The sequence below is a fragment of the Nocardia miyunensis NBRC 108239 genome, from assembly GCF_001613065.1.
Taxonomy (GTDB): Bacteria; Actinomycetota; Actinomycetes; order Mycobacteriales; family Mycobacteriaceae; genus Nocardia; species Nocardia miyunensis.
The window spans coordinates 58,654-84,708 of the sequence record NZ_BDBQ01000023.1 but is presented as its reverse complement, the minus strand read 5'-3'; the positions used below and the strand labels follow the sequence as shown (position 1 = coordinate 84,708).

At 68.2% G+C, this 26,055-nt stretch carries 25 protein-coding genes; 22 read left to right on the top strand and 3 right to left on the bottom strand.

From position 1 onward, the window contains the following. Positions 1–333 (bottom strand): hypothetical protein (locus NM2_RS10330; RefSeq protein WP_067667037.1); only part of this gene is annotated, 333 nt, incomplete at its 3' end. A gap of 1 nt (position 334) precedes the next feature. Here NM2_RS10330 and NM2_RS10325 point away from each other — a divergent pair. From NM2_RS10325 to NM2_RS10270, 11 genes are all read left to right on the top strand, one after another. Beyond that, entirely contained in the window at positions 335–745 is a 411-nt protein-coding gene (locus NM2_RS10325) for a hypothetical protein (protein ID WP_067667035.1), read from the top strand. Further along, positions 745–1,530: an ESX secretion-associated protein EspG gene (locus tag NM2_RS10320; RefSeq protein ID WP_067667033.1), complete on the top strand. Its 786-nt coding sequence runs from the start codon at positions 745–747 to the stop codon at positions 1,528–1,530. Before NM2_RS10325 ends, NM2_RS10320 begins: the two co-directional genes overlap by 1 nt. Further along, positions 1,523–2,011 (top strand): hypothetical protein, encoded by a 489-nt coding sequence (locus tag NM2_RS52935; protein WP_369690311.1) that lies wholly within the window; start codon positions 1,523–1,525, stop codon positions 2,009–2,011. Before NM2_RS10320 ends, NM2_RS52935 begins: the two co-directional genes overlap by 8 nt. After that, the gene (locus NM2_RS10310) at positions 2,008–4,449 is read left to right on the top strand and encodes a hypothetical protein (RefSeq protein WP_157121016.1); all 2,442 of its coding nucleotides are present in this window, start codon (positions 2,008–2,010) and stop codon (positions 4,447–4,449) included. The genes NM2_RS52935 and NM2_RS10310 overlap by 4 nt, the downstream gene beginning before the upstream one ends. A gap of 121 nt (positions 4,450–4,570) precedes the next feature. After that, positions 4,571–4,891 (top strand): type VII secretion target, encoded by a 321-nt coding sequence (locus NM2_RS10305; RefSeq protein ID WP_067667029.1) that lies wholly within the window; start codon positions 4,571–4,573, stop codon positions 4,889–4,891. Then, positions 4,888–6,327 carry a hypothetical protein gene (locus tag NM2_RS48905; protein ID WP_157121015.1) on the top strand — a complete coding sequence of 480 codons (1,440 nt, stop codon included), beginning with the start codon at positions 4,888–4,890 and terminating at the stop codon, positions 6,325–6,327. The genes NM2_RS10305 and NM2_RS48905 overlap by 4 nt, the downstream gene beginning before the upstream one ends. A 43-nt stretch (positions 6,328–6,370) precedes the next feature. Continuing rightward, a complete protein-coding gene (locus NM2_RS10290) occupies positions 6,371–6,676 on the top strand; it encodes a PE domain-containing protein (RefSeq protein ID WP_067667025.1) in 306 nt (101 codons plus the stop codon). Positions 6,677–6,695: 19 nt separating this feature from the next. Then, positions 6,696–7,730 (top strand): PPE domain-containing protein, encoded by a 1,035-nt coding sequence (locus NM2_RS10285; protein WP_157121014.1) that lies wholly within the window; start codon positions 6,696–6,698, stop codon positions 7,728–7,730. Further along, positions 7,730–8,539, top strand: a complete 810-nt coding sequence (locus NM2_RS10280; RefSeq protein ID WP_067667021.1) for an ESX secretion-associated protein EspG — start codon at positions 7,730–7,732, stop codon at positions 8,537–8,539. The genes NM2_RS10285 and NM2_RS10280 overlap by 1 nt, the downstream gene beginning before the upstream one ends. Positions 8,540–8,641: 102 nt before the next feature. After that, positions 8,642–8,950, top strand: a complete 309-nt coding sequence (locus NM2_RS10275) for a WXG100 family type VII secretion target (RefSeq protein WP_067667019.1) — start codon at positions 8,642–8,644, stop codon at positions 8,948–8,950. 70 nt (positions 8,951–9,020) lie between these two features. Then, positions 9,021–9,329 (top strand): hypothetical protein, encoded by a 309-nt coding sequence (locus NM2_RS10270; protein ID WP_067667017.1) that lies wholly within the window; start codon positions 9,021–9,023, stop codon positions 9,327–9,329. Between the two features lie 61 nt (positions 9,330–9,390). Here the strand turns inward: NM2_RS10270 and eccE are convergent, their stop codons facing one another. Continuing rightward, positions 9,391–11,127 carry a type VII secretion protein EccE gene (gene eccE / locus NM2_RS10265; protein WP_067667015.1) on the bottom strand — a complete coding sequence of 579 codons (1,737 nt, stop codon included), beginning with the start codon at positions 11,125–11,127 and terminating at the stop codon, positions 9,391–9,393. A 215-nt stretch (positions 11,128–11,342) separates the two neighbouring features. Here eccE and eccB point away from each other — a divergent pair, with 215 nt between their 5' ends. The 8 genes from eccB to eccCa all read left to right on the top strand — a co-directional run bounded on the left by eccB (position 11,343) and on the right by eccCa (position 23,588). After that, positions 11,343–12,809, top strand: a complete 1,467-nt coding sequence (gene eccB, locus NM2_RS10260) for a type VII secretion protein EccB (RefSeq protein WP_067667049.1) — start codon at positions 11,343–11,345, stop codon at positions 12,807–12,809. A 77-nt stretch (positions 12,810–12,886) separates the two neighbouring features. Continuing rightward, entirely contained in the window at positions 12,887–13,960 is a 1,074-nt protein-coding gene (locus NM2_RS10255; protein ID WP_067667013.1) for a glycosyltransferase, read from the top strand. Positions 13,961–13,970: 10 nt separating this feature from the next. Then, a complete protein-coding gene (locus NM2_RS10250) occupies positions 13,971–14,825 on the top strand; it encodes a hypothetical protein (protein ID WP_067667011.1) in 855 nt (284 codons plus the stop codon). Positions 14,826–14,854: 29 nt separating this feature from the next. Further along, positions 14,855–15,709: a hypothetical protein gene (locus NM2_RS10245; RefSeq protein WP_067667009.1), complete on the top strand. Its 855-nt coding sequence runs from the start codon at positions 14,855–14,857 to the stop codon at positions 15,707–15,709. Then, positions 15,702–16,592, top strand: coding sequence for a CgeB family protein (locus NM2_RS10240; RefSeq protein ID WP_067667007.1), 891 nt, complete (start codon positions 15,702–15,704; stop codon positions 16,590–16,592). The genes NM2_RS10245 and NM2_RS10240 overlap by 8 nt, the downstream gene beginning before the upstream one ends. Before the next feature lie 100 nt (positions 16,593–16,692). Beyond that, on the top strand, positions 16,693–18,150 hold the full coding sequence (gene eccD, locus NM2_RS10235; protein WP_218025886.1) for a type VII secretion integral membrane protein EccD: 1,458 nt from the start codon (positions 16,693–16,695) through the stop codon (positions 18,148–18,150). After that, entirely contained in the window at positions 18,143–19,552 is a 1,410-nt protein-coding gene (gene mycP / locus NM2_RS10230; RefSeq protein WP_067667004.1) for a type VII secretion-associated serine protease mycosin, read from the top strand. The genes eccD and mycP overlap by 8 nt, the downstream gene beginning before the upstream one ends. Positions 19,553–19,562: 10 nt before the next feature. Further along, on the top strand, positions 19,563–23,588 hold the full coding sequence (gene eccCa, locus NM2_RS10225; RefSeq protein WP_067667002.1) for a type VII secretion protein EccCa: 4,026 nt from the start codon (positions 19,563–19,565) through the stop codon (positions 23,586–23,588). Positions 23,589–23,618: 30 nt separating this feature from the next. Here the strand turns inward: eccCa and NM2_RS10220 are convergent, their stop codons facing one another. After that, positions 23,619–24,299, bottom strand: coding sequence for a TetR/AcrR family transcriptional regulator (locus NM2_RS10220; protein ID WP_067667000.1), 681 nt, complete (start codon positions 24,297–24,299; stop codon positions 23,619–23,621). A 117-nt stretch (positions 24,300–24,416) separates the two neighbouring features. Between NM2_RS10220 and NM2_RS10215 the strand changes: the two genes are divergently transcribed. Genes NM2_RS10215 through NM2_RS10205 form a run of 3 tightly spaced genes read left to right on the top strand, consistent with a single transcriptional unit; the run spans position 24,417 to position 26,041 of the window. Continuing rightward, positions 24,417–25,334, top strand: coding sequence for an SDR family NAD(P)-dependent oxidoreductase (locus NM2_RS10215; RefSeq protein ID WP_067667046.1), 918 nt, complete (start codon positions 24,417–24,419; stop codon positions 25,332–25,334). A 46-nt stretch (positions 25,335–25,380) separates the two neighbouring features. Beyond that, positions 25,381–25,635, top strand: a complete 255-nt coding sequence (locus NM2_RS10210; protein WP_067666998.1) for a type II toxin-antitoxin system Phd/YefM family antitoxin — start codon at positions 25,381–25,383, stop codon at positions 25,633–25,635. Beyond that, entirely contained in the window at positions 25,628–26,041 is a 414-nt protein-coding gene (locus NM2_RS10205; RefSeq protein ID WP_067666996.1) for a type II toxin-antitoxin system VapC family toxin, read from the top strand. The genes NM2_RS10210 and NM2_RS10205 overlap by 8 nt, the downstream gene beginning before the upstream one ends. Positions 26,042–26,055: the final 14 nt, after the last annotated feature.

The window sequence follows — 26,055 nt, the reverse complement described above, 5'->3', positions numbered from 1 at the left end:
TGGATCCACCACGACCTCAGCGGCATACAGCAGCACGGGAGCCGCCGGATCCAGCGGCAGCGGCACTTCCAACAGCGACAGCACTTCCACCCGCGGAAGCAGCGGATCCAGCAGCAGCGGCAGCAGCGGCAGCAGCGAATCGAGTAGCGGCAGCAACGGATCCAGCAGCGGCAGCAGCGGATCGGATTCGAGTTCCAGCGGATCTTCTTCCTCGGACAGCTCCTCGGGCAGCTCCGGAAGTTCCTCCGGCAGCTCGGACAGTTCGGACAGCTCGTCGGGCAGCTCCGGAAGTTCCTCGGGCAGTTCGGGCTCGTTCTCATCGATCGCGAGCACATTGAGCAACCTGCTGAACAACGCCAAGTCGCAACCGCCGACGAACTCCTCCCCGACCGCCGGTCTCCCCGGCAGCAAGGCCCATGCGGACAAGGGCATGCTGCCGGGTGGACTGGGCGGCGGGCTCGGTGGCCTCGGGGCCGCCGGCCCGTCCGCGGCCACGGCGGGCACCCCCGGCGACCAGGCGTCGAATCTGGCCGCGAGTTCCGATACGACGGCCGCGGGCACGTCGCCGGGCGCCGGGCTGGCGCAGCAGCAGTCACCCGGAATGCCGGTGGGCGGCATGGGCGGCGCCAGAGGGGCTCAACCCAAGGAGAAGGAGCGCAAGCACTCCGATTCGCTCAACTCCACCGATTACCTGGACGAGGCGGTCGGCGAGATGGAACGCGGCGTCCGCCCGGTGGTGGAGTGATGACGCTGACCTGGAATCTCACCGCCGCCGAACTGGTGATCGCCTGGGACAGGCTGTTCGCCGAGCGCCTGCCCTCGCCCCTGTGTGCCCTGCTGCCGGTGCACTACGCCGACGAATACGCGCGCCTGTCCACCCGGACCTGGGTGGATATGCGAGACCGCTACGACGGCTCGCTGCACGACGCGCTCGGCCGCGTCGCGCGCGCGGACGTGCGGGTGGTGGCGCACGGCGTGGACCCGGAGCACCCGGAGGATTCCATGGCGCGCGTGCGCGTGCTCGGTGCGCGACAGGGCCCGACGGCCGTGCTCATCCGGCAGCTGCCCGGCGAATCCATGTGGCACAGTGGCGGATTCACCATCACGATGGGTGAAGCGGAACGCCTCGCCGGTGCGATCGTCGGCGCCATGCCCGCCTGCGATCCGGGCCGACTGCCGGATACGCCCATGGTGGCATCGCCGGATCACAGCGACACCGACCATTGGTACGGGCGATCCCAGGTGCACGACAGCTACCCGGATCTCGAGCGGCGCGCCGGCGCCTTCCTGAATTCCCCCGTCCGCGTGCTCGGTTCCATCGAGATATCCCAGGGCCGTTCGATTTTCGGCCCGCGCGGGATTCGCACCAGACGCATCTACTGGCGCGATCTCGTCGACGACGGCCGGTACGTCATCCCGGACACCCCCGACCCGGTCGCGGTCGGCGCCGATCCGTATCGGCTGCGCGCGCTGATCGCGACCGACATAGCCACCGTGCTGCAAACGCTGGAGGACGAGCGACGTGCCTGAGCCAGCGGATTTCGGTTCCGCGATCCCCGAGACGATCCACGAGTCCGGCGTGTACTCGGGGCCCGTCGACGAGCCCGATGCCGATGCCGCCGGCTCAGTGCGGGATGCCACGCCGATCGTCGGCGATTCGCAGCACGGATACACCGGCTACACGACCGCCGAGGCCGCCCTGCGCAACGGCGAAATCGTAGTTACGACAACCGAATTCGGCCTGCCGCTGAAGTTGCACGTGGACGCCGTCCAGCTTCGCCGCGACCCCGCGGATCTGGCCGAGGACCTGCTGCGACTGTGCCGGCTGGCGGCCGATCGCGCGGGTGCGGCCAGGCGCGTCGAACTAGCGCAGCTGGGACTGAACGATCAGGTCCTTGACCTGCTCGGTCTGCCCACCCGGGACGCGGTGGAACAGACCGAAATCGATGACGAAGACAACCATGACTACGAGCCGCGCAGTTGGCTCGAGCACGACGGGAGTGTGTGGTGACGGCTACTGGAACGGGTACCGATACCTCGGACTGGTCGAGTCTCAAGGACCAAGCCCAAGCCTCCGGCAGCGACCTGCAATTCAACTCCACCGTCGCCAAACAAGCCTACAACGCCGCCTCCACCTTCCTGGGCCACATCGAAGCCATGCTCAACTCCGTCGGCTCCCTCACCACACCCACCAAACCCCTGGTCACCAAAAACTCCGACACCGACACCGAAGCCATCGGCTCAGCCTCGAGCTTCCGCACCCTACTCACCGACAAATGGCAAGACCTCTACAACGACCTCTACGAACACAAACTCATCGTCACCGACATGGGCGAAACCTTCAAAGCCGCCGCCCAAAACTACGACAACGCCGAAAACAACAGCGCCACCAGCTTCGACACCCTCGACCCCGACTCGAACTCCACCCTCACCATCGACAACACCACCGGCAACACCCCCGACTACAACGACACCTACGGCTCCGGATCCTCCGGCACCGCCTACACCCTCGGCAGCGGCAGCACCGGCGGCAACCTCGTCCAAGCCGACAGCTACGCCACCACCATCGCCGGCGAAGCCGAAGACGGCACCTCCTTCTCCCTCGAAGACTTCCTCCACATCGGCCAATCCATCCGCAACAACAACAACTCCCTCTCCGCCACCGCCGAACAATGGGCCTCACTACAAACCACCTGGAACACCTGGGCCACCACCCTCCACGAAAACATGCAACAAGCCCTCAACACCGGCGAATGGACCGGCAACGGCGCCACCGCCGCCACCACCGCCGTCGACAACTACGTCAACGGCGCCGTCTCCGCCCTCGGCCAAACCATGGGCGCCATGAACAAAACCATCACCGAACTCACCAGCCTCCTGGACGACATCCAGAAAAAAATGCCCAGCCAATGGCAATACACCGAAGCCACCGACGGCTCCTGGATGTACGGCACCGCCAGCACCGGCGACGGCACCTACTACACCTACAGCGGCTGCAACAGCGCCAAACACGACGTCAACACACTCCAACAAGTCTGGTCCGAACTCTACCCACCAGGCCTACGCCAAATCGCCGAAATCACCCCCGCCTTCTCCGACCCCGGCACCACCACCACCAGCGGACCCCCCGGAACCAGCACCGGATCAAACAGCACCACCGGATCCAGCACAGGCAACAGCACCGGATCCAGCACAGGCAACAACAACGCCACAGGATCCAGCACCGGAAGCGACAACGCCACCGGCAGCACCAGCGGCTCCAGCACCGGCAGCAGCAGCGGATCCACCAGCAGCGACAGCACCGCATCCAGTACTTACTCCGCAGGATATTCCGCGGGATACAGCGCCGGATACGAAGCAGGCGAAGAAGCAGCAGCCAGCGGCAGCAGCAGCGGAACAACAACCACCACCGGCCGCGGAAGCACCACCAGCGGCAGCACCGGAACCACCTACACCACCAGCGGCGGCGGCAGCACGAGCACCGGAACCACCAGTACCGGAACCACTTACACCACCGGTGGAGCCGGCTCCACCTACACCACCACCAGCGGCAGCACCGGCACAACCACCACCAGCGGATCCAGCCCGTACACCTACACCGTCGAAGGCAGCCCCACCGGATCGAGCTCCACCAGCACCGGTACCGGCACAACCACCACGAGCGAGGGCGCCACCGGCAGTAGCGGCACCGGCACGACCACCACCAGCGGCAGCATGAGCTCCGGATACTCCGCCGGTTATTCCGCGGGCTACACCGCCGGATACGCCGCGGGTGCGGAATCGGCACTCACCGGAAGTTCCAGCGGAAGTTCCGGCAGCGACTCCAGCACCGGCAGCAGCAGTTCCAGCGGAAGCAGCAGCACCAGTACCGGAACCAGCTACAGCACCAGCAGTTCCACCGGAAGCGACTCCTCCGACAGTTCCACCGGCTCCGACGACTCGGATGACTCCGATGACGACAGCTCGTCCGGTTCATCGAGCGAGCTCTCCTCGCTGCTGAAGAACCTGCTCGGCGCGAGCGGAATGTCCGGCGGACTCCACGGGGCCGGCCTGGACGGCGCGTCCGGCATCCACACCCCGGTCGGCGATCTCGCGAGCGGTGCGGGCGGACTCGGCGGCGGTGGCGGCGGACTCGGTGGCGGACTCGGTCCCGCCGGGGCCACGGGCCCGCTGTCACAGGACAGCGCCGCCATGGCCAACCAGTTCCCGAGTGCCTCGGGCGGCTCGACCACCGAACAAGCGGTACAGCCGACGGCGGGCGCGATCTCGGGAGCGGGCTCGTGGCAGGAGTCGCCGATGATGCCGATGGGAGGTATGGGCGGCGGTATGAACAACGCGCAAGGGCAGCAGAAGGAACGCAAACGTTCTTCCTCGCTCGACTCCAAACAAAATCTCGAGGAAGCACTCGGGGAGGATCCGCTGAGTGTGCGTCCGATCATCGATCAGTAACCGGCGGGAAAATGATTTGCGAAAGGATCACCTACGACTTGCTGAATCCATTGTGCTCGTTAACATTAAAAGGGCGACATAGGCACGAATCGGCGGAACATCGCCAGGAGAGTGAGCCACGATGAGCGTTGTCAAGGTGGACCCCAACACATTTCGACAGTACGGCGACATCGCGGCTGGAATAGCCTCCACGGTCACCGCCGCGGGCACCGTCGACGAGGCGGCCAGTGTGACCTCTGCGGCAACGACATTCGGGCTCATCGGCCAGGAGTTCCTGACCAGCTTCGCCTACGCGCAGGCCAATCACTTCAGCGCGGTGAGCCAGCTGGCGAACGTCTTCAAGAACACCGCGACGGTCTCGCACAACGCCGCCAACTCCTACAGCAAGTCCGAGCAGAACAGTGCGTCCGGGTTCACCGGCGACGGATCTTCCTCGCAATGACCAGCTCTGCCGAAACACTCAGCGCGCCACTACATCCCACGGTCCTGGATGCCCTGAAGAATTCCCCCGCGGCGTCGTTGGCGAATCAGCCGGCCGCCCAGGTGCTGAACAGCATCGGCCTGCCCGAGGTACCGGCGGGACAGTCGATCACGTCGGTGCCGGGGCTGCCGTCGCTGCCGACCCTGGATATGAACAGCCTGCTCAAACCGGTCACGGATCTGTTCGGCGGCTTCGGCACCGGCACCCTGGGCTCGCACGGGTCGGTCAACCCACAGTCGTTGCTGCAGAACGTGGTTCAGGCATTGAGCTCGGCCATCGGGTTGGTCAGCGCGGGACTGGAACTGCTGGACTCCAACGACAGCAGCGGCACCGACTCGGCGACCTCGTCCGGCGAATCCGCGCAGAGCAGTTCGTCGGACGTCTCCAACCAGGCCACCCAGATGCACAGCACACTGGGCTCCGCGGCGACGACGGTGGCGACCGGATCGGCCCAGATGACAGCGGTGGCAACGCGATTGGCCACCACCGAGACGGCCCTGTCGCCGCTGGCGGCTACTCCGGGCGGCCAGACCGCACTGGTGGCCGTCGCGGTGCAGGCGGCCGCCGAGGCGCTCGAGATCACCGCCAGCACGAAGGCGCAGCTGGCCGAGCATTCGGCCAAGATGACGAAAGACGGCAGCCCGGTATCGGTCCGGGGCGGAACCGCCACCAGGTCCAGTACCAGCGGTGGCAGCGACAGCAGCAGTACCGGTGGCAGCAGCACGAGCAGTAGCAGCTCGAGCAGCAGTAGCAGTAGCGATAGCTCGAGCAGCAGCAGCTCGAGCAGCAGCGACAGCAGTAGCAGCAGCAGCAGCGAACTCGAAGAACTGCTCTCGGTCGCCTCGCAGATCGTGCAGCCGCTCGCATCCGCGGCACAGCAAGCCATCCAGAAAGCCACGGCCACACCCACATCGGCCGCCACCGCGCCCGCGCTCGGATCCTCGAAGTTCGATTCGCTGGGCGGCACGGCAGCCACCGGCGGCACCGCGGATTCCGCTGCCGCCGGCGGCGCAGCGAGCGAGCCCGCCGCCCTCGGCGCCTGGCAGGACAACAAGCTCGACGGCGTCACCGAGACAGCGGCGGCGGAACCCGTCGCCCAGACCGTTCCCGCCGCGGCGACGGTGTCCGAAGCGGCTGTGCCGCCAGTGGTTCCGGGGGCGGGCGCGCTGTCCGCCATCCGGGCGGGCATATCCGGCAACGGCGCCGGCGCCGTGCCCGAAGCGCTGGTGAGCGCCCGCAACGGCAACGCCATCGTCGGCGACAACGTCGACGACGCCGCCGCCGCGCCCGTGATCGGCGCGGTCACGGCCGATCCGGCCGCGACCGATACGACCACGACCGACACACCCACCGCCGCGGCAGGCGCCGACACCTCCAACGACCCGTTCAGCCTCTGACCCATCCGTCCCCTGATATCCGCTCCGACCCAAGGAGAGTCCCGTGAACAAGCTCGCTTTCGATCACGAACTGGCACGTCAGGCCGCCGGGCGACTGGACTCGCTGGCCGACCAGCTGGAGGGGCGCCTGCGCGATTCGCACCCCTCGCTCAGTCCGGCCACCGCCGCCCTCGATCCGGTGTCACGGCATGTGGCGGGGACCTTCGACCGGGTCGGCGACTCCTTCCAGCAGTCGTATCTCACCGGCGCGAACGAGCTCCGCAAGATCGCCGCCAATCTGCGGACACACTCGAACTCGTTCGGCGACACCGACAACGAGGCCGTCGACGCGTTCCGCGCCCTGGCCTGACCTGGCACGGGTGATCACGATGCTGGAACCACCACGGCCCGGCTTCACCGGCACGGTGTGGGAGGCGGTCCCACCCGAACAGCTGGTGCGTGAGGTGACCACGGGCTCCGGCGCGACCCCGATGACCGAGGCCGGACTCGCCTATTCCGGCCTCGCCGCCGGATTGACCGAGGCCGCAACGGAATTCCGTGCCGTGCTGTCGGTCCTCGGTGACGCGTGGACCTCCTCCTCCAGCGCGGACGGCTTGAATCAGCTCGCCGCGCTGGCCGAGTGGCTGGACGGGATCGCCGCCGCGGCCCAGTCCAACGCCGCGATCGCCGGTCGGCAGGCGGCCGCGTACCAGCTCGCCCGAAACACCGTTCCGCAACTCGCGCAGGTGGATCAGACGATCCACGCGGCCCAGGACCTGTTGCACGGCCTGCTGCCCGGCGCCCTGCTGGCCGGCCTGCTGGACACCGCCGAGCATCGACTCGACGATGTCCAGCAGCAGGCCGCGCGAGCGATGCGGTCGTACGAGACCGCCAGCGAGCAGCTGGCCCACCCGTGGCAGCACAATCGCGCGCCGGAGGTGTCCGCGGGCGCGAATCTGCTTGCCGAACAATCGAACAGCAGCGCGAAGAGCGCGCAACCCGCCGAGCAGACGGCCGCCGCCCCGCCGCCGCTGGAGCATGCGATGAGCGATCTCGTGCAGCCGGATCTGTCCGCCCTGCAATCCATCCCGTCGACACCGATGGTCCCGGTCGGCGGCGAGGCACTGGCCATGACACCCGCGCTGCCGATGGCAGGCACCGCGCCCGCCGCGACGGCGACGACGCCCGTTCAGGCGGTCCAGTCGCACCCCGTCACCAGCACTCCGCTGGTGTCGCCCCCCGCGACGCCCGGCGCACCCGCCACGCACACACCCACACCGCGCGCGGGCGCGTCCGACGCCGAGGACCCGGCCGAGAAGATCACCCTCAGCGCCGGGTTCGCCACCGCACCAGCGGTATTGGGCGGTAGCGGGTCGGCCGCGACGCGGGGCGCGGATCCGGCCACGACGAATCCGGAGGGCTGATGACCACCCTCACCACCGACGGCGCGCTGGCCGTCGCGGCCGCACTCGACATCCAGACCCTGCCGACCGCGCTGGCGGTGCGTCCCCGGCACGCCGACCACGAGCAGCTCGTCGCGGCCCGGCACACCGCGGTATCCGACCTGCGCGAACGCGGCGTACTGGACCGCGTCGGAGACCTTCTCGACGACGACCTGGCGACCGCGCTGTTCGCCCTCGCCCGGCCCGAGAGCGAGCTGTCCGCGCGAATCATTCGCGGCGACAAGGCCGGTGGCGCGTCGGTGGTTCGGTTCTGCCTGGTCCGCCGCGGGCGCGAACACGCCGTCGCGGTCCGCACCGGTGACGAACTGGAGGTACGCACCGTCTGGGCCGACGATGATCCGTCGGCCCTGACTCGCCCGCTGCTGACCGTGCTGGGACCGTGCCCGCCCGCCGATTTCCCGGCGTTCAGCGCACCGACCGACGAATTGGCGCAGCGGCTCGACACCGCGGACGGCACCGATACCGGCTACGCGCAGGCCGCGTACCGCCTCGGCATCCCGGACGCCGCCGCGGTGGCCTTCGGAGCGGCTCTGTGCCAACGACGTTCGACGGCCGAGATCGTCTGCTACAGCCATCGCGACGGCCTCGCCGTGCGATCCCCCGCCGCGGCCGCGGTGTACGACACGGCCGCCGGTCGCATCATCGGCGGCGGCAGCATCACCGCCGACGGCCGGACCTGGACCACGCTCGCCCCGGGCAGCGATCACCGCGCAGCACAGGTGATCGCCACGCTGATCGAATCGCTGCCGGAAGGCAGGTGGATGCCGTAACTCTCACCCGAGCCCGATGCCGGAATCGACCGGCAGCTACCAGATTTCGTCCGGAGCATGCCGCACCGGCGGTCACCTGTTCAGCACCCGAAAGGATCCCACATGACAACTCAGTATCTTGATTTCGACACATTCCAGAAGTACGCGAACGCGTACGCCTCGGTCATCGAGCCGATCAACAAGACCATCGACCAGCTGCGCGATTCGGTGGAGTCCGCGAAGTCCGGCTGGGAGGGCGACGCCTACACCGCGTTCAACAACTTCGCCACCCAGCTCGAGGACAAGATCAGCCAGGTGAACAAGGACCTGAACCAGGTCTCCGAGGCACTGAACACGGGCGAGAAGACCATCTCCTCGTCCGACAACGAGACCTCCTCGGGCTTCACCTCGCTGTCCAGCAACTACAGCTGATCCCGGGTCACCACCGGCCAGGCCGGTGAAAACGCCCAGCCGACAACCAGATTCGAGAACGGATTCCCTCATGAGCGGCACGATGCTGTACAACAGCAGCACCATCGACAACCTCGTCAGCGAGCTGCAGAGCTACAACAAGTCGATCACCACCGAGAAGCAGAACGCTCAGGACGCGGCGAACAACCTGCTGAGCGAGGGCTGGTCCTCCGGCACCGACAACGGCGCCTCGGCCACCTTCAAACAGAAGCACGACAGCCTGATGACCGACCTGGAAGACCTGCTCAACACCCTGTCCAAGGGCACGCAGCACGTCCAGGACGCGCTGTCCCGGGCACAGTCCACCGACACCAAGGTCGCGGACGACTTCTCCTGGTAGATCACCCGGAACGCGCGTGGGCCCGTCACCCGAAGGTGACGGGCCCACACCGTTCCACGCCTCATCCGGCCGGGACGGCCTGCGTCTCCGGCCGCGGCGCGGCGCGCACGGGCCCCGCGGCCGGGGAATATTCGCCCGACAGGTACCGCAACTCGTCCGGGATCGATACGATCCGCACCGTGTAATCCCCTACCGCAGTGCGGATTTCCACCAGATCGGGCTCTTCGTCGGACTCGATGAGGGCGACATCGGCGGCGAGGATCGTCTCGGACAGCGCCGTCCCCGGGGGACGCACGTACACCACGGTGGCCTCCGACACCTGTCCGGCGGAGTCGACGCCGTCGTAGACGATCATCGTCGCCGCCGCGGTGTGCTGTGCGCCCCCGCCGGGGTGCGACACCGACAACGATTCGGGCCGGCCCACCCGCTGGACCAGGTGCATCCACTCCTGCGGCCGCGCGCTGTGCACGATCACCCGCGCGCCCAACGCCATCGCCCGCACGACCCCCTGCTGCGCCAGCAGCAGACGCCCGACGATCTCCACGTGCCGCACCGCGGGCCCGAACAGCGGTACCGCGACGCCGAATCCGTCCGCGGTCGCACCGATCACCTGCCCGCACCCGCCGGACGGCACGGCCAGCCGGGCCAGGGTCGCGGGCACGCCGTAGACGGCGGCGTCGTGCTGGCCGCCGTCCAGCAGTATCCGCCGCTGCTCACCGGTGAGCGGTCGTAAACCCATTCCGGACAACATGGTTCGCACCTGCTCATCGACCGGGCCGACGGTGTCGTGCCGGACGAGCGCGGTGAGCGCGACCCGGCCACCCGTCTCGCGGGCGGCGTCGTCCGCATCGGCCGGGCTGATCCGCAGCCGGACCATGGTGGACAGTCCGGGAACCGCCCAGATACCGGCCAGCACATCGGAATCGAGCCGATCCGGCGCGATGGCGTATCCGGCCAGCTCGAACTCGTCGCGCCGCAATGCCTGCCACTGCTCGTGCCACTCGGCCGGATCGGTGTCGTACCGGGCGGCGGCCCCGGCGGCGGAGATCTCGGCGGCGGTCAGCACGCGGGCCCGGACACGGTGCCTGGCCAGGCGATTGACGACGCGGCGGGTGGCGACCACCGCGGTGCGGGCGGTGCCCTCGGCTCCCCCGCCGCGACTGCCGATGGCCTCGGCGTTGTCCTGCGGATCGAAGCGCAGCACCAGCCACACCGTGCGCGAGGACGTCGCGGGCAGCGGCCCGAGCATCCGCTCGTAGATCCGAACCGCCTCGTCACCGCCGCGCGCGCGGACCCCGAGCGCGACGACGTCGATGGCGGCCAGGCGGATGTCGAACTGGGACAGGCAGCGCGCCACCTCCTGCAGCGGCACCTGGTCTACGGCGCGAATCTCCCTCGGAGACAGCAGCGTCGGCGCGACGATGGTCGGTTCCATCTGCAGCACGGTGATCAGAAACCGGCCGTCCCAACGCATCCCGTATCGCTGGCCGACCTCGGGAACCGGCACGTCGAATGCCTCGTGCCGCGCCGCCGCACCGCCCCGACGCCGGTTGCGCCACCGTAATGCCAAGCGCATCACGAGGATTCGCCAGATGTTCATGCCCCGCACCCGCGGCGTTCCCAGCCCGGCCACGACGACCCCGGCCCCGATCGCCGCCGCCGGCGGCCCGTGCAGCGCGGTGACCAGCGCGCCCGCCGCCGCACCGCAGGCGGTGGCGGGCAGGACCACCGAGGGCGGCAACCACCGGAATACAGCGGACTCACCGAATTTCAATGAAATCAATTCCTGTGAAGACATTGGTAATTCCTGTGAGGAGTTTTTGCGCCTCCTGTGAGGAAATAGTTTCATTCGCCGATAAAGTTTGCTGTGGCATCGCTGCAAGTTTGCCCATTCGGGTTGCCTCCCATCGGCATTCACCCCCTAATTACTGTAGCCTCTCACATGCCCGGCAGTTATGCGCGCGACCGTGGGACCGTTCATGCGCGACCGTGGGCTTGGTGGAGGAGTATGCAGTGCCCGGACAGTTGACCACCCGAGCGCAGGTCAATGGTTACCGATTCCTGTTACAGCGTTTCGATCACGCGCTGGTCCGTCGCGACGTGCGCATGCTGCACGACCCCATGCGCATCCAATACCGTTCCTTCATCACGGGTTTGGTGCTGGCACTGCTGTTCACCGGAGGCTGCGCGGTGCTGTCGTTCCTGCGTCCGCAGGGACAGGTCGGCGAGGCCACGATCATCATGGGTTCGGACAGCGGCGCGCTCTACGCCCTGGTCGACCAGACCCTGCACCCGGTGCTCAACCTGGCCTCGGCGCGCCTGATCACCGGCAGCAACGCGGCGCCGACCTCGGTGAAGGACAGCAAGCTGGCCGGCATGCCACGCGGGCCGCTACTCGGCATTCCCGGTGTGCCCGCGGCACTTCCGGGCTCTGCCGACCACGGCCGGTCCGACTGGACGCTGTGCGACGACGTGTCCACCGAGCTGAAGACCACCGTCCTGTCGGGTCCGCCGCAGCTCGGCGCGGCCGCCCGCGAGGTGGGCGCGGACGAGGCGCTGCTGGCGTCCAGCAGAAACTCGACCTACCTGCTCTACAACGGCGAACGCGCCCGGATAGATATGAACAGCACCGCGATCGTGGCCGCCCTGGGACTGGGCGGCCTGCGACCGCGGCCGATCAGCGACAGCCTGCTCAACGCCACCGTGGCGACGCCGGACCTCACCGCCCCCACGATCCCGGGCGCGGGCGATCCCGGACCGGTGCGGTGGCCGAATGTCGCTGTCGGAGCGGTGATTCGGGTCGACGGCACCAGCAACACCGCGCTGTACGTGGTGCTGCGGGACGGCGTGCAGAAGCTCTCGCCGTTCGCCGCGCAGGTCGTGCGCACCGCCGGTTCGATGGGCCAAGCCGACATGGTGAAGGTCCCGCCGGACGCGCTCGCGGGCGTACCGGTGGTCGACGAACTCGCGGTGGACCGGTTCCCGGCGCAGCAGCCGCACATCGTCTCCGCCGACGACCAGCCGGTGGCCTGCGCGTACTGGTCTCGCGGCACGCACGATCCCGCCGCACGGCTGAGCCTGCTCATGGGCAGGCAGGTCCCCCTCGATGCGGACATGCATCCGGTCACCCTGGTCGCCGGTGGGCACGGGCAGTACACCGACATGGCCTACATCCCGCCGTCGACCGGCGAATACGTCCAGGTGACCGATATCGCGCCGGACAGCACGCGACGCGAGGTGCTGTTCTACATCACCGATACCGGAGTGCGATTCGGCATTCCCGACGCGGCCACCGCGGCAGTGCTCGGCCTGACCGATCCGAAACCGGCGCCCTGGCAGATCGTCGGCCGGTTGCCCGCGGGCCCGATGCTGGACCGGCAATCCGCGCTGGTAGCCCACGACACCCTGGCCGCCGCGGGAGTCGATCCGCCCGGCGGAGCACCGCCCGCCCCCGGCGGACCACCCCCTGGCAGGCGGTGATCGCGCGCTCGAACACCGCCCGCACCGCAGCACGACGCAAGAGCACCCGACCACCACCGACCAGCACGAGTGAGCAGATGAGATTCCACGTAGCCGGACTGCCCCACACCCAGACCACCAAGTACTACTCGTCCTGCGCCTACACCCAGAAGGTGCGCAAGTTCTGCGACATGATGATGAGCCTCGGCCACGAGGTGTACCTGTACGCCTCGGAGGACAACGAGGCCGCGTGCACCGAGTTGATCACCGTGGCCAGCAAGGCCGATCAGCGAGAGTGGTTCGGCGAGAAGACACTCGAGGACGGCTTCGGCTGGTTCAACTGGAACTCCAACGAGCGGCACTGGCTGATCGCCAACGCCCGCACCATCGCCGAGATCTCCAAACGCAAACAGCCGCGCGACATCATCTGCGCCATCGGCGGCGGCGGTCAGCAGCCGCTGGGTGAGGCCTTCCCCGACCTGCAGACCGTCGAGTACGGCGTCGGGTACAGCGGCGTCTTCTCCAAGTACCGGGTGTTCGAGAGCTATTCCTGGATGCACGCGGTGCACGGCGCGCGCAGCTCGGTACAGAAGATCATGTCCGACCGCGGCCAGTTCTACGACACGGTGATCCCCAACTACTTCGAGGTCGACGACTTCCCGTACTCGGCGGAGAAGGACGACTACTTCCTGTTCATCGGACGCCTGATCGAGGCCAAGGGCTATCAGATCGCCGTGGACACCTGTAAGCGGCTGGACGCCAAACTCGTTGTCGCCGGGGCCGGCCGGCCGCCGGAGTACGGCGAATACGTCGGGGTCGTCGACGTCGAGAAGCGCGGTGAGCTGATGAGCCGCGCGCGGGGAGTCTTCGTGCCGACGCTGTATCTGGAGCCGTTCGGCGGCGTGCACGCCGAGGCGATGCTGTGCGGCACACCGGTGATCACCACGGACTGGGGTGCGTTCTGCGAGACGGTGCAGCAGGGCGTGCAGGGATACCGCTGCCGCACGATGCGCGAGTTCTGTGATGCGGCCGCCTCGGTCGACAAACTGGACTATCAGGGCATCCGCGATTACGCGGTGTCCAAGTTCTCCACCGAGGTGGCCGCCAAGCAGTACGACTACTACTTCCAGCGGCTGCAAACCCTGTGGGGCGACGGCTTCTACACGATCTAGGTCCGCGGCAATGCGATTCAACGTCACCCTGTCCGATCCGAACCGGCTCCGGGCCTGGTACGACGACGTGATGCTCGCCCTCGACGGCGGGCTGCGCGACCTCGGGCACACCACCGTGAACGCGGGCGGACCCGATCCCCGGGCGATCGATGTGGTGGTGGGCCTCTTCGCCGCGCCGCACAGATTCCGGGAGCGCTCGATCGTCTATCAGCTGGAGCCGGTGTGCAGCTACCGGATCGGACTCGGACAGGTGCCGTTGGACGCGCTGCGCGCGCATGTCGTGTGGGATTACAACCGGCACAACATCACTCAACTGCGCCACCACGGAATCGAGGCGCACTACGTGCCCATCGGTTATCACCCGAGCCTGGAGCGCGTGGTGCCGGTCGCCGAGCAGGACATCGACGTGCTGTTCTACGGCTTTCCCACCACGCGCCGGCTCGCCATCGTCTCGGCGCTGCGCCGGGCCGGGCTGAACGTCACATTTCTCGACGACACCTTCGGCGCGGCGCTGGACCCGATCGTCGCGCGCGCCAAGGTGGTCCTGAACCTGCACGCGCACAAGGAATATCGAGTATTGGAGTCCGCACGGGTCGGCTATCTGATGAGCAATCGCAAGGCCGTGGTCTCGGAGGTCAATCACCGCGACGACGATGACGAACTGGGCGAGGGCATGGCCTGCGTCCCCTATCACCAACTGGTGGACACCTGCGTCGATCTCGTCCGCGACGACGCGGCCCGGACCGAGTTGGCAGCCGCGGGCCACGCGGTCATCTCGCGACGCCCGGTCACCGGCGTTCTCGACCGGGTCCTGCACACCGCCGAGGCGCTCGACCCGGTGGCCGGCATCCGGGGCCACCACTGAGCGCATCTTATTTCCGGAGAACCAACCGCATGCATTTCAACCTCACCCTGCCACCGAACACCCACCTCCCGGTCTATTCGGAGATCATGCAGACCATCGGCCACGGCCTGCGCGATCTCGGCCACACCGTCGTGGACCGGCGCGGGTTCGATGCCGACCGGATCAACCTGCTGTTCGCCTATTTCGCCCAGCCGCAGGCGTTTCCGGGACGTTCGATCCTCTATCAGCTGGAACCGGTGTGCGACTGGCGAAAGGACAACGGCCACCTCCCGCTCGCGATGCTGCGCTCGAACGTGGTGTGGGACTACTCCCGGTACAACATCGAGCAGCTGCGCCATCACGGCATCGAAGCGCACTACGTGCCCGTCGGCTACCATCCCGCCCTGCGACGCGTCCCCCGCGTCGCCGAAGAGGATATCGACGTGCTGTTCTACGGCTTCCGCACGCCGCGGCGGATGGGGATCCTGTCCGCCTTGCGCCGGGCCGGGCTGAAGGTGGAGTACCGCGAGGACACCTTCGGCAGGCGACTGGACCCGATCATCGCCCGCGCCAAGGTCGTGCTGAGCATGCACGGACGTTCGGACTATCACCCGCTGGAGTCGGTGCGGGTCGGATATCTGATGAGCAACAGCAAGGCGGTCGTCGCCGAGGTCAACCACAAGGACGACGATGACGAGCTGGGCGAGGGCATCGCCGGTGTCCGCTTCCCCCGGCTGGTGGACACCTGCGTCGACCTCGTCCGCGACGACGACGCGCGAATCGAGTTGGCGGCCAAGGGTTTCGCCACCATCTCGCGCCGCAGTATCACCGACGTCCTCGAACGGGTCATGTACACCGCCGAACCGCTCGATCCCTTCGCCGGCGCCTGGGGTCCGCGTGGTTGACACGGCCCAGGTGGAGACGGCGATGCGGTTCAACGTCACCCTCTCGGTGGCCGAACCCGGCGTACCGGTCTTCGACGACGTGATGATCGCCGTCGCCGCCGCCCTGCGGGATCTCGGCCACACCACGGTGAACGCCGGGGGCCCGGATCCCGACAGCGTCGATGTGGTGTTCGGCCACTACGTCGCGGCGCATCGCTTCCCGGACACCTCGGTCGTCTATCAGCTGGAACCGGTGTCCGAGCGGACCCTGCGGAACAATCACGTGCAGCCGGACATGCTGCGCCGCAATATCGTGTGGGACTACTCGCGGCACAATGTCGAGCAGTTGCGCGTGCGGGGGGTGCACGCGCATTACGTCCCCATGGGCCACCACCCGCTGCTCGAGCGCGTCGTCCCGGTGCCCGAGCAGGACATCGACGTGCTGTTCTACGGCAGCACCACCCCACGCCGACGGCAGACCATCGCCGCGCTGCGCGACGCCGGTCTGCATACCGTCCACATCAGCGGCATCTGGACAGATGAGCTGGATCCGATCATCGCCCGCGCCAAGGTCGTGCTGAACCTGCACGCGCAGAGCGAATATCGGGCACTGGAATCGGTGCGCGTCGGCTACCTGATGACCAACCGCAAGGCGGTCGTCGCCGAGGTCGGCCCCGCCGACGACGATGACGAGCTCGGCGACGGCATCGTCGGGGTCCCCTATCGGAATCTGGTGGACGCCTGCGTCGAACTGGTCCGCGACGACGCGGCCCGAGTCCGGCTCGAGGCCGCGGCCTGGGACGTCATCTCCCGCCGCCCTATGACCGGTGTCCTGGACGGCGTCCTGCACACCGCCGCGGGACTCGACCTGCCGGTCGGCGCCTGGGGACCACGATTCGGATGACGCAGCCCCCGCACCAACGGCCGAAGTGCTTACCGCACAGCAACTCTGGAGGTACCGCAGTGGACCATCGGACAACCTCGACCGCACGGGAGTACGGCCTGTGATCGAGCCGTCAACCGTCGAGCCGCAACTGTGCCGGGTATCGGTGATCGGCGGCAACACCCAGGTCGACCTGGCACTGCCCGCGGAGATCCCGGTCGCCAACTTCATTCCGGAAGTGGTGGCGCTCATCGCCTCTCGCAATCCGAACCCGTCCGAGCGCGAGGACGGCGACGCCGCGCTGCGAGCCGAGCACTGGACGCTGTCGCGGCTGGGGCACGAACCGATCGACCCGGATCGGACCCTGACCGAGGCCGACGTATTCGACGGCGAACTGCTGATCCTGCGCGAACTGGAGACCGTCGAGGCGCCCGCGCTCTTCGACGACGTCATCGACGCGGTCGCCCGCCTGACCGAAAATGCCTCGCACAGTTGGACTTCCGACTCCGCGGGAGATGCCGGGCGGGCCGCGGCGATCGCGGGCGGTATCGGCGCGGCGCTGCTGCTGCCGGTGGCCGCGGTGCACGGCGCGGGCCTGGTCGCCGGGTTCGCCGGTCTCGGTCTGGGACTGCTGGCCCTGGTGGCCGCGACGCTCGTCGCGCGAATGTACGCCGACAAACCGACCGCGACGGCGTTGTCGGTGAGCGGTCTGGCGCTGAGCGGCGGCTCGGCGGCCGCGCTGGTGCCCGGCGGTTTCGGCGCGCCGAATCTGCTGCTGGGCAGCGCGGCCACCCTGCTGCTGTCCGTGCTGATGCTGCGCCTGATCGGCACGGGCACAGCCGTTTTCACCACGTTGATCACCACCGCGACGCTGGGCACCGCCGTCGCCGGGGCGATCACGCTGTGGCACTTCCCGATTCCGAAGGTCGGCGTGGTCGCGATGATGTTCGCGATCCTGATCGTCACGTTCACCCCGCGTATCGCGGTGGCCGCGGCCCGGTTGCCGGTGCCGCCGGTGCCGACGGCCGGCGCCGCGATCGATCCGCGCGACCACGAACTGCGGCCCACCATCGAGGGCATCGGAGCCATCGGGGCGACCACGATCCCCTCGGCGGTCGGATTGGACCTGCGCTCCCAGCGGGCCAACGACTACCAGACCGGCATGCTCGTCGGGCTCGCGCTGACCGCCGTGGCCGGGGCGCTGGCCGCGGCCGTATCCGCCGATCATCGCTGGCAGGGCGCGGTGATCGCGGCCGCGGCCGGGTTGGTGCTGTGCCGCCGGTCGCGCATCTTCGCCGACCGGACGCAGGCGGCGACCCTGGTGCTGGGCGGCGGCGTCATCCTGGTGGGCCTGCCGATCCTGCTGGGCACGAGGATGACCGGCCTGGCACTGTTCGCGGCCGGGGCACTGGTGGTGTTCGCGGTGATCTCGGTGCTCGTGGGCGTCGTCGCCCCGCGGGCGAACGTATCGCCGGTCACGCAGCGGGCCGCCGAGATACTGGAGTACCTGTGCATCTGCGCCATCGGCCCGCTGGCGTTCTGGTTCCTGAACATCTATTCCCTCGCGCGCAATGCCTGACACCCGCGCCCGCGCCATCACCCGCCGCCTCGGCGTCGTCCCGGCGGTGCTGGCCCTGGCTCTCGCACCGACCGGCACCGCCCAGGCACTCGGACCACCCGGTGTGGATCCGGGGGCCCTGGTACTCAACGCGCCGGTCGCGCCGCCGGAACCCACCGAACAGCATCTGGTGTGCTCACATCCGGTCTGGACCGGGCCCGCGCCGACCGGCGAACCGGCCGTCCAGCGGGAGCTCGCGCTCACCCGCGCCTGGGAATTCAGCCGTGGCGCAGGACAATTGGTCGCGGTGATCGACACCGGGGTGAACCGGCATCCGCGGCTGAGCATCGTGCCCGGCGGCGACTACGTCTCCAACTCCGACGGCACCGTGGACTGCGACGGACACGGCACCCTGGTGGCCGGCATCATCGCCGCGCACCCCGCGCCCGACGGCGGCGATCGGTTCTCCGGCGTCGCGCCGGACGCGAGGATCCTGTCCATCCGCCAGACCAGCCTGGCCTACGAGGCGAAGAACAGTTACGGCCAGGACCGCCCCGGCCAGATGTCGGCCGGCGGCTTCGGGAACGTGAGCACCCTGGCCTACGCGATCGTGCACGCGGTCGACATGCACGCGACGGTGATCAACATCTCCGAGGTGTCCTGCTCCGGGGCGGGCCAGAATCCCGGCGACGGCGCGCTGGGTGCGGCGGTGAAATACGCGGCCGACCACAACGTCGTGGTGGTCGCCGCGGCCGGGAACCTGCAGAGCCAGGGCGCGTGCAAGACTCAGAACGGCACCACCGGATGGGATTCGGTCAGAACCATCGCGACCCCGGCCTGGTTCGCACCGTATGTGCTGTCGGTCGGCTCGATCGAATCCGACGGCGCGCCTTCGGGATTCACGCTCTACGGCCCCTGGGTGAGTGTGGCCGCGCCGGGCACGAACCTGATGTCGCTGGACAGCTCGCCCGGCGGCACCGGCCTGATCAACGGCACCCCGCAGGCAGACGGCACGGTCGCACCCGTCGACGGCACCAGCTTCTCCAGCGCGTTCGTCGCCGGACTGGCCGCGCTGGTGCGCGCGCGTTTCCCCGGACTGTCCGCCGCGCAGGTCATCGACCGCATCGTGCGCACGGCGCACGCGCCCGGCGACGGCCGCGACGACCGCATGGGCGCCGGGCTGATCGATCCGGTGGCCGCGCTCACCGCCGAACTGCCCGCCTCCGCCGACGCGTCGAAAGCCAATGCCGGACAAGCGATTCCCGCGCCCGCTCCGCCGCCGTGGGTGAACCCGCTGCCGCGCCGCATCGCGATCGGCGGCGCGAGCGCCTGCCTGATCCTGCTCGCGATCGTGCTGGCGGTATCGATTCCGTTCCGCCGCGCGCAGCGCCGCCCGCTCGAACTACCCGGTGACGACCAGTGAGGAATTAGCCATGCCCACACAGGGTTTCGTCCGGATGGCCCGGATCGCCCCGCCCCGTTCGCCGGGCGGCGAGGTGATCCTGGACGCGCCGCCGGAGATCACCGCGCCGATCCCGAATCCGCTGTGGCAGCGGCTGATGCCGCTGGTGATGGTGGTCGCGATGCTCGGCATGGTCGGCATGATGTTCACCATGGGCGGCAAGGCCATGCTGAGCAACCCGCTGACCATGATGTTTCCGATGATGATGCTGATGTCGATGGTCGGCATGTTCGCCGGTCGCGCCGGAGGCGGCGGCAAGCGCTCGGCCGAACTCAACGAGGAGCGCAAGGACTACTTCCGCTATCTCGAGCAACTGCGCAGGGACGTCCGCAACACCGGCATGTCCCAGCGCGAGGCGCTCACCTGGAGCCACCCGCATCCACGAGATCTGCACTCGCTCATCGGCTCTCGGCGCATGTGGGAACGCCGCCCCAACGACCCCGACTTCGGGCACGTGCGCATCGGTGTGGGCAGTCACCGCATCGCCACCAAGCTCGCCCGGCCCGAAACCGGGCCGCTGGAGGACCTCGAGCCGGTCGCGACGGTGGCGCTGCGGCGGTTCGTCCGCACCCATTCGGTGGTGCACCGGCTGCCGACCGCGATCTCGCTGCGCGCCTTCCCCGCGATCAATATCGAGGGCCCGCGCGAGTACGGGCGCGCCCTGGTCCGCGCGATGCTGATGGAACTGACCATCTTTCACGGTCCCGATCACCTGGGGATCGCGATCGTCACCGCCGATCCCGACGCGGAACACTGGGCGTGGGCGAAATGGCTTCCGCACGTGCAACATCGGCAACACAAGGACGGCATCGGCTCGGCCCGGATGCTCTACGAGTCGCTGACCGAACTGGAGGACGCGCTGTCGGAGGACCTGCTCGAACGCGGCCGGTTCCTGCGCAACACGCCACCCACCGCCGGTCGCGTCCATCTGGCGGTGGTGATCGACGACGGCTACGTCGGCGGCTCCGAACGCGTCGTCAGTGAAACCGGCCTGGACTCGGTGACCGTGCTGGATCTGACCGCGCCGCAGTCCGGCCTGGCCGCGCGCCGCGGCCTGCAACTGGTCGTGGAGGATGGCGTCATCGGGGCCCGCACGGGCGGCACGGTAGAGCGATTCGCGGGTCCGGACATGGTCGGCTTGTCCGAGAGCACGACCTTCGCCCGGGGGATGGCGCGCTATCGCACCGCCACCGCCAGCCAGATCGTCGACCTGGACGCGGATACCATCACCGACCCGGGCCTGATGTCGCTGCTGAAGATCCCGGACGCGGCGAAGATCGAAGCCGCGACGGTGTGGCGTCCCCGCTCGGCGCGGGAGCGGCTGCGGGTGCCGATCGGGATCACGCCGGACGGTCAGCCGGTGGAGATCGATATCAAGGAGGCCGCCGAGAACGGTATGGGGCCGCACGGATTGTGCATCGGCGCAACGGGTTCGGGTAAATCCGAATTCCTGCGCACCCTCGTGCTGTCGATGGTGACCACGCACTCCCCGGACCTGTTGAACCTCGTGCTGGTCGACTTCAAGGGCGGCGCGACGTTCCTGGGCCTGGATCCGCTGCCGCACGTGGCCGCGGTCATCACCAACCTCGAGGAAGAACTCTCGATGGTCGACCGGATGCGCGACGCGCTGGCCGGTGAGATGAACCGCCGCCAGGAACTGCTGCGCGCGGCAGGCAATTTCGCGAACGTCACCGAATACGAGAAGGCCCGCTCCAACGGCGCGGCGCTGGATCCATTGCCCGCGCTGTTCGTCATCGTCGACGAGTTCACCGAATTGCTCACGCAGAAGCCGGATTTCGCCGAACTGTTCGTCATGATCGGCCGCCTGGGCCGCTCGCTGCGCGTGCATCTGCTGCTGGCCTCGCAGCGACTGGAGGAGAACCGGCTGCGCGGGCTGGACTCGCACCTGTCCTACCGCATCGGCCTGCGCACCTTCTCGGCCAGTGAATCCCGGCAGGTCCTGGGCATCACCGACGCCTACCACCTGCCCAGCCAGCCCGGTTCGGCCTATCTGAAGAGCGATTCGGCCGACCCGATGCGCTTCAACGGCAGCTATGTCTCCGGGCCGTACGTGGCCCCGGTCAGCACCGGGCCGCGAACGCTCGGCGCCGCGGCCCTGACCGATACGGTGGACGTGTTCACCGCCGCTCCGGTGGCGATCCACGAGGCGCCCGCCCCGGTCCAGGTCGAACTGCCGGATCTGGCCGAACTGGCCGCCGAGCCGGAGGAGGCCGGGCCCGAACGCAGTGTGCTGCAGGTGGTCGTCGACCGGCTCGTCGGCCACGGCCGCCCCGCGCACGAGGTCTGGCTGCCGCCGCTGGACATCTCCCCGTCGGTGGATATGCTTCTGCTCGAACCGGATTGGCGTTCGTCCGGCGGCAATGGCGAGCTGCGGATGCCGATCGGCATCGTCGACAAGCCGTACGAGCAGCGACGCGATCTGCTGATCATCGATCTGTCCGCCGCGCAGGGCCACGTGGCCGTGGTCGGCGGCCCGCAGTCGGGCAAGTCCACCGCGCTGCGCACCGTCGTCATGGCCGCGGCCGCCACCCACACCCCCGAGCAGGTGCAGTTCTACTGTGTCGACTTCGGCGGCGGCACCCTGGCCGGTCTGCGCGATCTGCCGCACGTCGGTTCGGCCGCCAGCCGGCTCGAGGGTGACCGGGTGCGCCGCACCGTCGCCGAACTCATCACGCTGCTGCGCCAGCGCGAGGCCCGGTTCCTGGCGCTGGGCATCGAGAACATGCGCGATTTCCGCAGGCGCAAGGCCGAATTGGCGAACCTGCCCGAATCCGAGCGGGCGGGCGACCCGCTCTCGGAAGACCTGTTCGGCGACGTCTTCCTGGTGATCGACGGCTGGGCGGCGTTCCGTGAGGAATTCGGCGCCATCGAACCGCATGTGCTGTCGCTGGCCTCGCGCGGCCTGTCCTACGGCATCCACATCGTGCTCGGCGCCAACCGCTGGGCGGAGATCCGCCCGGTGGTCCGGGACCAGCTCGGCACCCGCATCGAACTGCGGCTGGGCGATCCGTCCGACTCGGAGATGGATCGCCGTGCCGCGGTGGCCGTTCCGCTCAACCGGCCCGGTCGCGGCATGACCAAAGCCAAACTGCACATGCTGCTGGCGCTGCCCCGGCTGGACTCCTCCACCGACCCGGACACGCTGTCCGACGGCGTGGGCGCGGCGAAGGCCGAACTGATCCGGACGTACCCGGGACGCCGGGCCCCCGACGTGCGCATGCTGCCATTGCGGATCCCGCGCGAGCAGGCGCTTGCCGCAGTTCGGGACCAGGGGTTGACGCTGGACAACAAGCGCGTGCTGATCGGTCTGGGCGAGTCCGAATTGCAGCCGCTGATCCTGGATTTCGACGAACAACCGCACCTGATGGCATTCGCGGACGTCGGCTGCGGCAAAACCACCCTGCTGCGCAATATCGCGATGGGCATCGCGGAGAACACGCACCCGAACGACGCGCGGATCATCATGGTCGACTACCGCCGCACCATGCTGGGCGCGGTGGAAGGGCCGCACCTGGCGGGCTATTCGACGTCCTCGCAGACATCGATCGGAATGCTCGGGGAGGTCGCGGGTTTCGTGTCCGAGCGCATCCCCGGCTCCGACATCACTCCCCAGCAGTTGCGCGAACGCAGCTGGTGGACCGGTCCCGAGGTATACGTGATCGTCGACGACTACGACATGGTGGCCTCCAAGAACCCTCTGGTCGCCCTGCTCGACCTGATCCCGCAGGCACGCGACATCGGCCTGCACGTGATCATCGCCCGACGCTCGGGCGGCGCCGGCCGAGCCCTCTACGACAATGTCCTGGGCCCCATGAAGGACATGTCCGTGGACGCCCTCCTGATGAGCACTCCCAGGGACGAAGGCGTCCTGCTGGGCGACGTCAAACCCGCCAAATATCCCCCGGGCCGCGGCCTCCTGGTCTCCCGCACCCGCGACCGCGAACTCATCCAGATCTGCCACCTACCCCCGATCTGAGCGTCGGCGGCGCACCGAACCGTCCCAGGATCAGGACCGGTCCGGGTTTCCCGCGCCGGCGAGAGCGCCCGAAACCAGTGTGGCGAGGGCGTTTTCGAGGGTGGTGGGCCGATCGAGACGAAGCGCGGCCAGGGTGGGATCGGACTGGTAGGCGGCGAGCACGCTGGGCGACGGCCGAGAGTGCGCACTCAGGGCGGCGGCCAGGATCGCCGACATCGTGCACACCATCCACGCGCCCTCGCCGAGTTCGGGTAGCAGTTCCCGGACGCGATCGACCAGGATCACGAGGTTGTCGTAGCCGGAACGCTTGTAGCGCACGATCACTTCGGGAGATACGTTGCGTTCCAGCACTCCCGGCTGCGCCGCGATCAGATCACACAGGACGGGACGATCTCCCAGCGCGCGAGCGAGAACGGCGGCGAGCCGGGCGCCTCGCTCGGCAGCCGGTAGTCGCGGATCGATCCCGGATACCTCCGCGGAGACCTCACTCACGCATTCCCGCAATCCCCGGTCCAGGAGTTCGAGCAGGATCTCCTCACGAGATTCGAAGTAGCGCAACACATTCGACTTCGCCAGGCAGACGCGGCGGCTGAGTTCGTTCAGGGTCAGGTCGGCAACCGGCATCTGGTCGAGCATCGCGGCAGCCGCGTCCAGGATCGCGCGTCGGCGCATCTCCCGCTGCTCCGCACTGCGCGCCCTCTGGAAAACCACATCGTCATATTACAGACCGTCGGTCTATTGACAACAGACCGATGGTCTCTTAACGTCGGAACCACAACAAGAGACCGCCGGTCTGTAATACCGGCGGTTCCGGGAATGGAGGAACTCATGAGCAAATGGTCCGAGAGTGACATTCCGGCGCAGAACGGCCGGGTCGCGGTCGTCACCGGCGCCAATACCGGCCTGGGTTTCGAGACCACGCGGGCACTGGCCGCGCACGGAGCCTCGGTGGTGCTGGCGGTACGGGACGTCGAGAAGGGCAAACAGGCCGCCGCCCGCATCACCGACACCGTGCCGGGCGCGCGACTGAGCGTGCAGCAGCTGGATCTGACATCACTGGAATCCGTACGCGCCGCCGCGGACGACCTGCACGCCGCGCATTCGACGATCGATCTGCTGATCAACAACGCCGGCGTGATGCACACCCCGTACCAGACCACCAAGGACGGGTTCGAGCTACAGTTCGGCACCAACCACCTGGGCCATTTCGCACTGACCGGCCTGCTCCTGGACCTGATGCTGCCGGTTCCGGGCTCCCGCGTGGTGACGGTCAGCAGTATCGGCCACCGCATCATGGCCGACATCCACTTCGACGACCTGCAGTGGGAGCGTTCCTACAACCGGGTCGCCGCCTACGGCCAGGCCAAACTGGCGAACCTGATGTTCACCTACGAACTCCAGCGCCGCCTCGCCGCACACACCGAGGCCACCACCATCGCCGTAGCGGCACATCCGGGCGCCGCCGATACCGAACTGATGCGCAACCTCCCCGCCGCCATCCGCCTGCTCGCTCCCCTGGTCGTCCCCCTGATCGCCCAGCCCGCCGCGATGGGCGCGCTCCCCAGCCTGCGCGCCGCCACCGACCCCGGCGTGCTCGGCGGCCAGTACTACGGCCCCGACGGCAGAACCCAAAGCCGAGGAAACCCCCGCCCGGTCACCTCCAGCCCCCTGTCCTACGACCAGTCCATCCAACAACGCCTCTGGACCGTCTCCGAACAACTCACCGGAGTCACCTACCCGATCTGATCCACGCCGATAGCATCAGATAGCATCGGACGCTATCATTGCCGTCATGACGAAAACGATCACCCAGGCGGAGTTACGCAACGGCAGCGCCAACGTGATGGACGCGTTGGAGGCTGGGGAAGATTTCGTCATCACCCGCAACGGGCGGCCCGTGGGCGAGCTCCGGCCGATCACGCCGCGGCGAACCGTCACAGCCGACGAACTCAAGGCCCGCGTCGCCCGCTTCGCTCACTTGGCCGGCAGCGCCGAGGAACGCGCGGAGGTGGACGCCGCCTTCGGCGAGGACCGCCTCGATGACTGAGGCACCTGCCCAACTTCCGGCCGGGCTCTTGGACACCTGCGTGCTGATCGACATAAGCACCATCGATGCCGCCGACCTGCCCGTACAACCACAGATCAGCACGCTGACCATAGCCGAACTCGGGCTGGGGATCGCCATGGCGACAACCCCGGCGGTACTTGCCCTGCGGACCGAACGAATGCTCGAGTTCGAGCACATCTTCGAACCGATTCCATTCTGCCCGGCCGCAGCCCGCCGATTCACCTCGATGGCCAAACTCGTCATCGCGGCAGGCCGAAACCCCAAGCCGCGCAAGGTGGATCTGATGATCGCCGCCGTGGCATCGGTGAACGATCTCCCGCTGTACACCCGCAACGCAGCCGATTTCAAAGGAATCGAAAACCTGCTGACCGTCATTCCGGTCTGATATCGGCGGATACG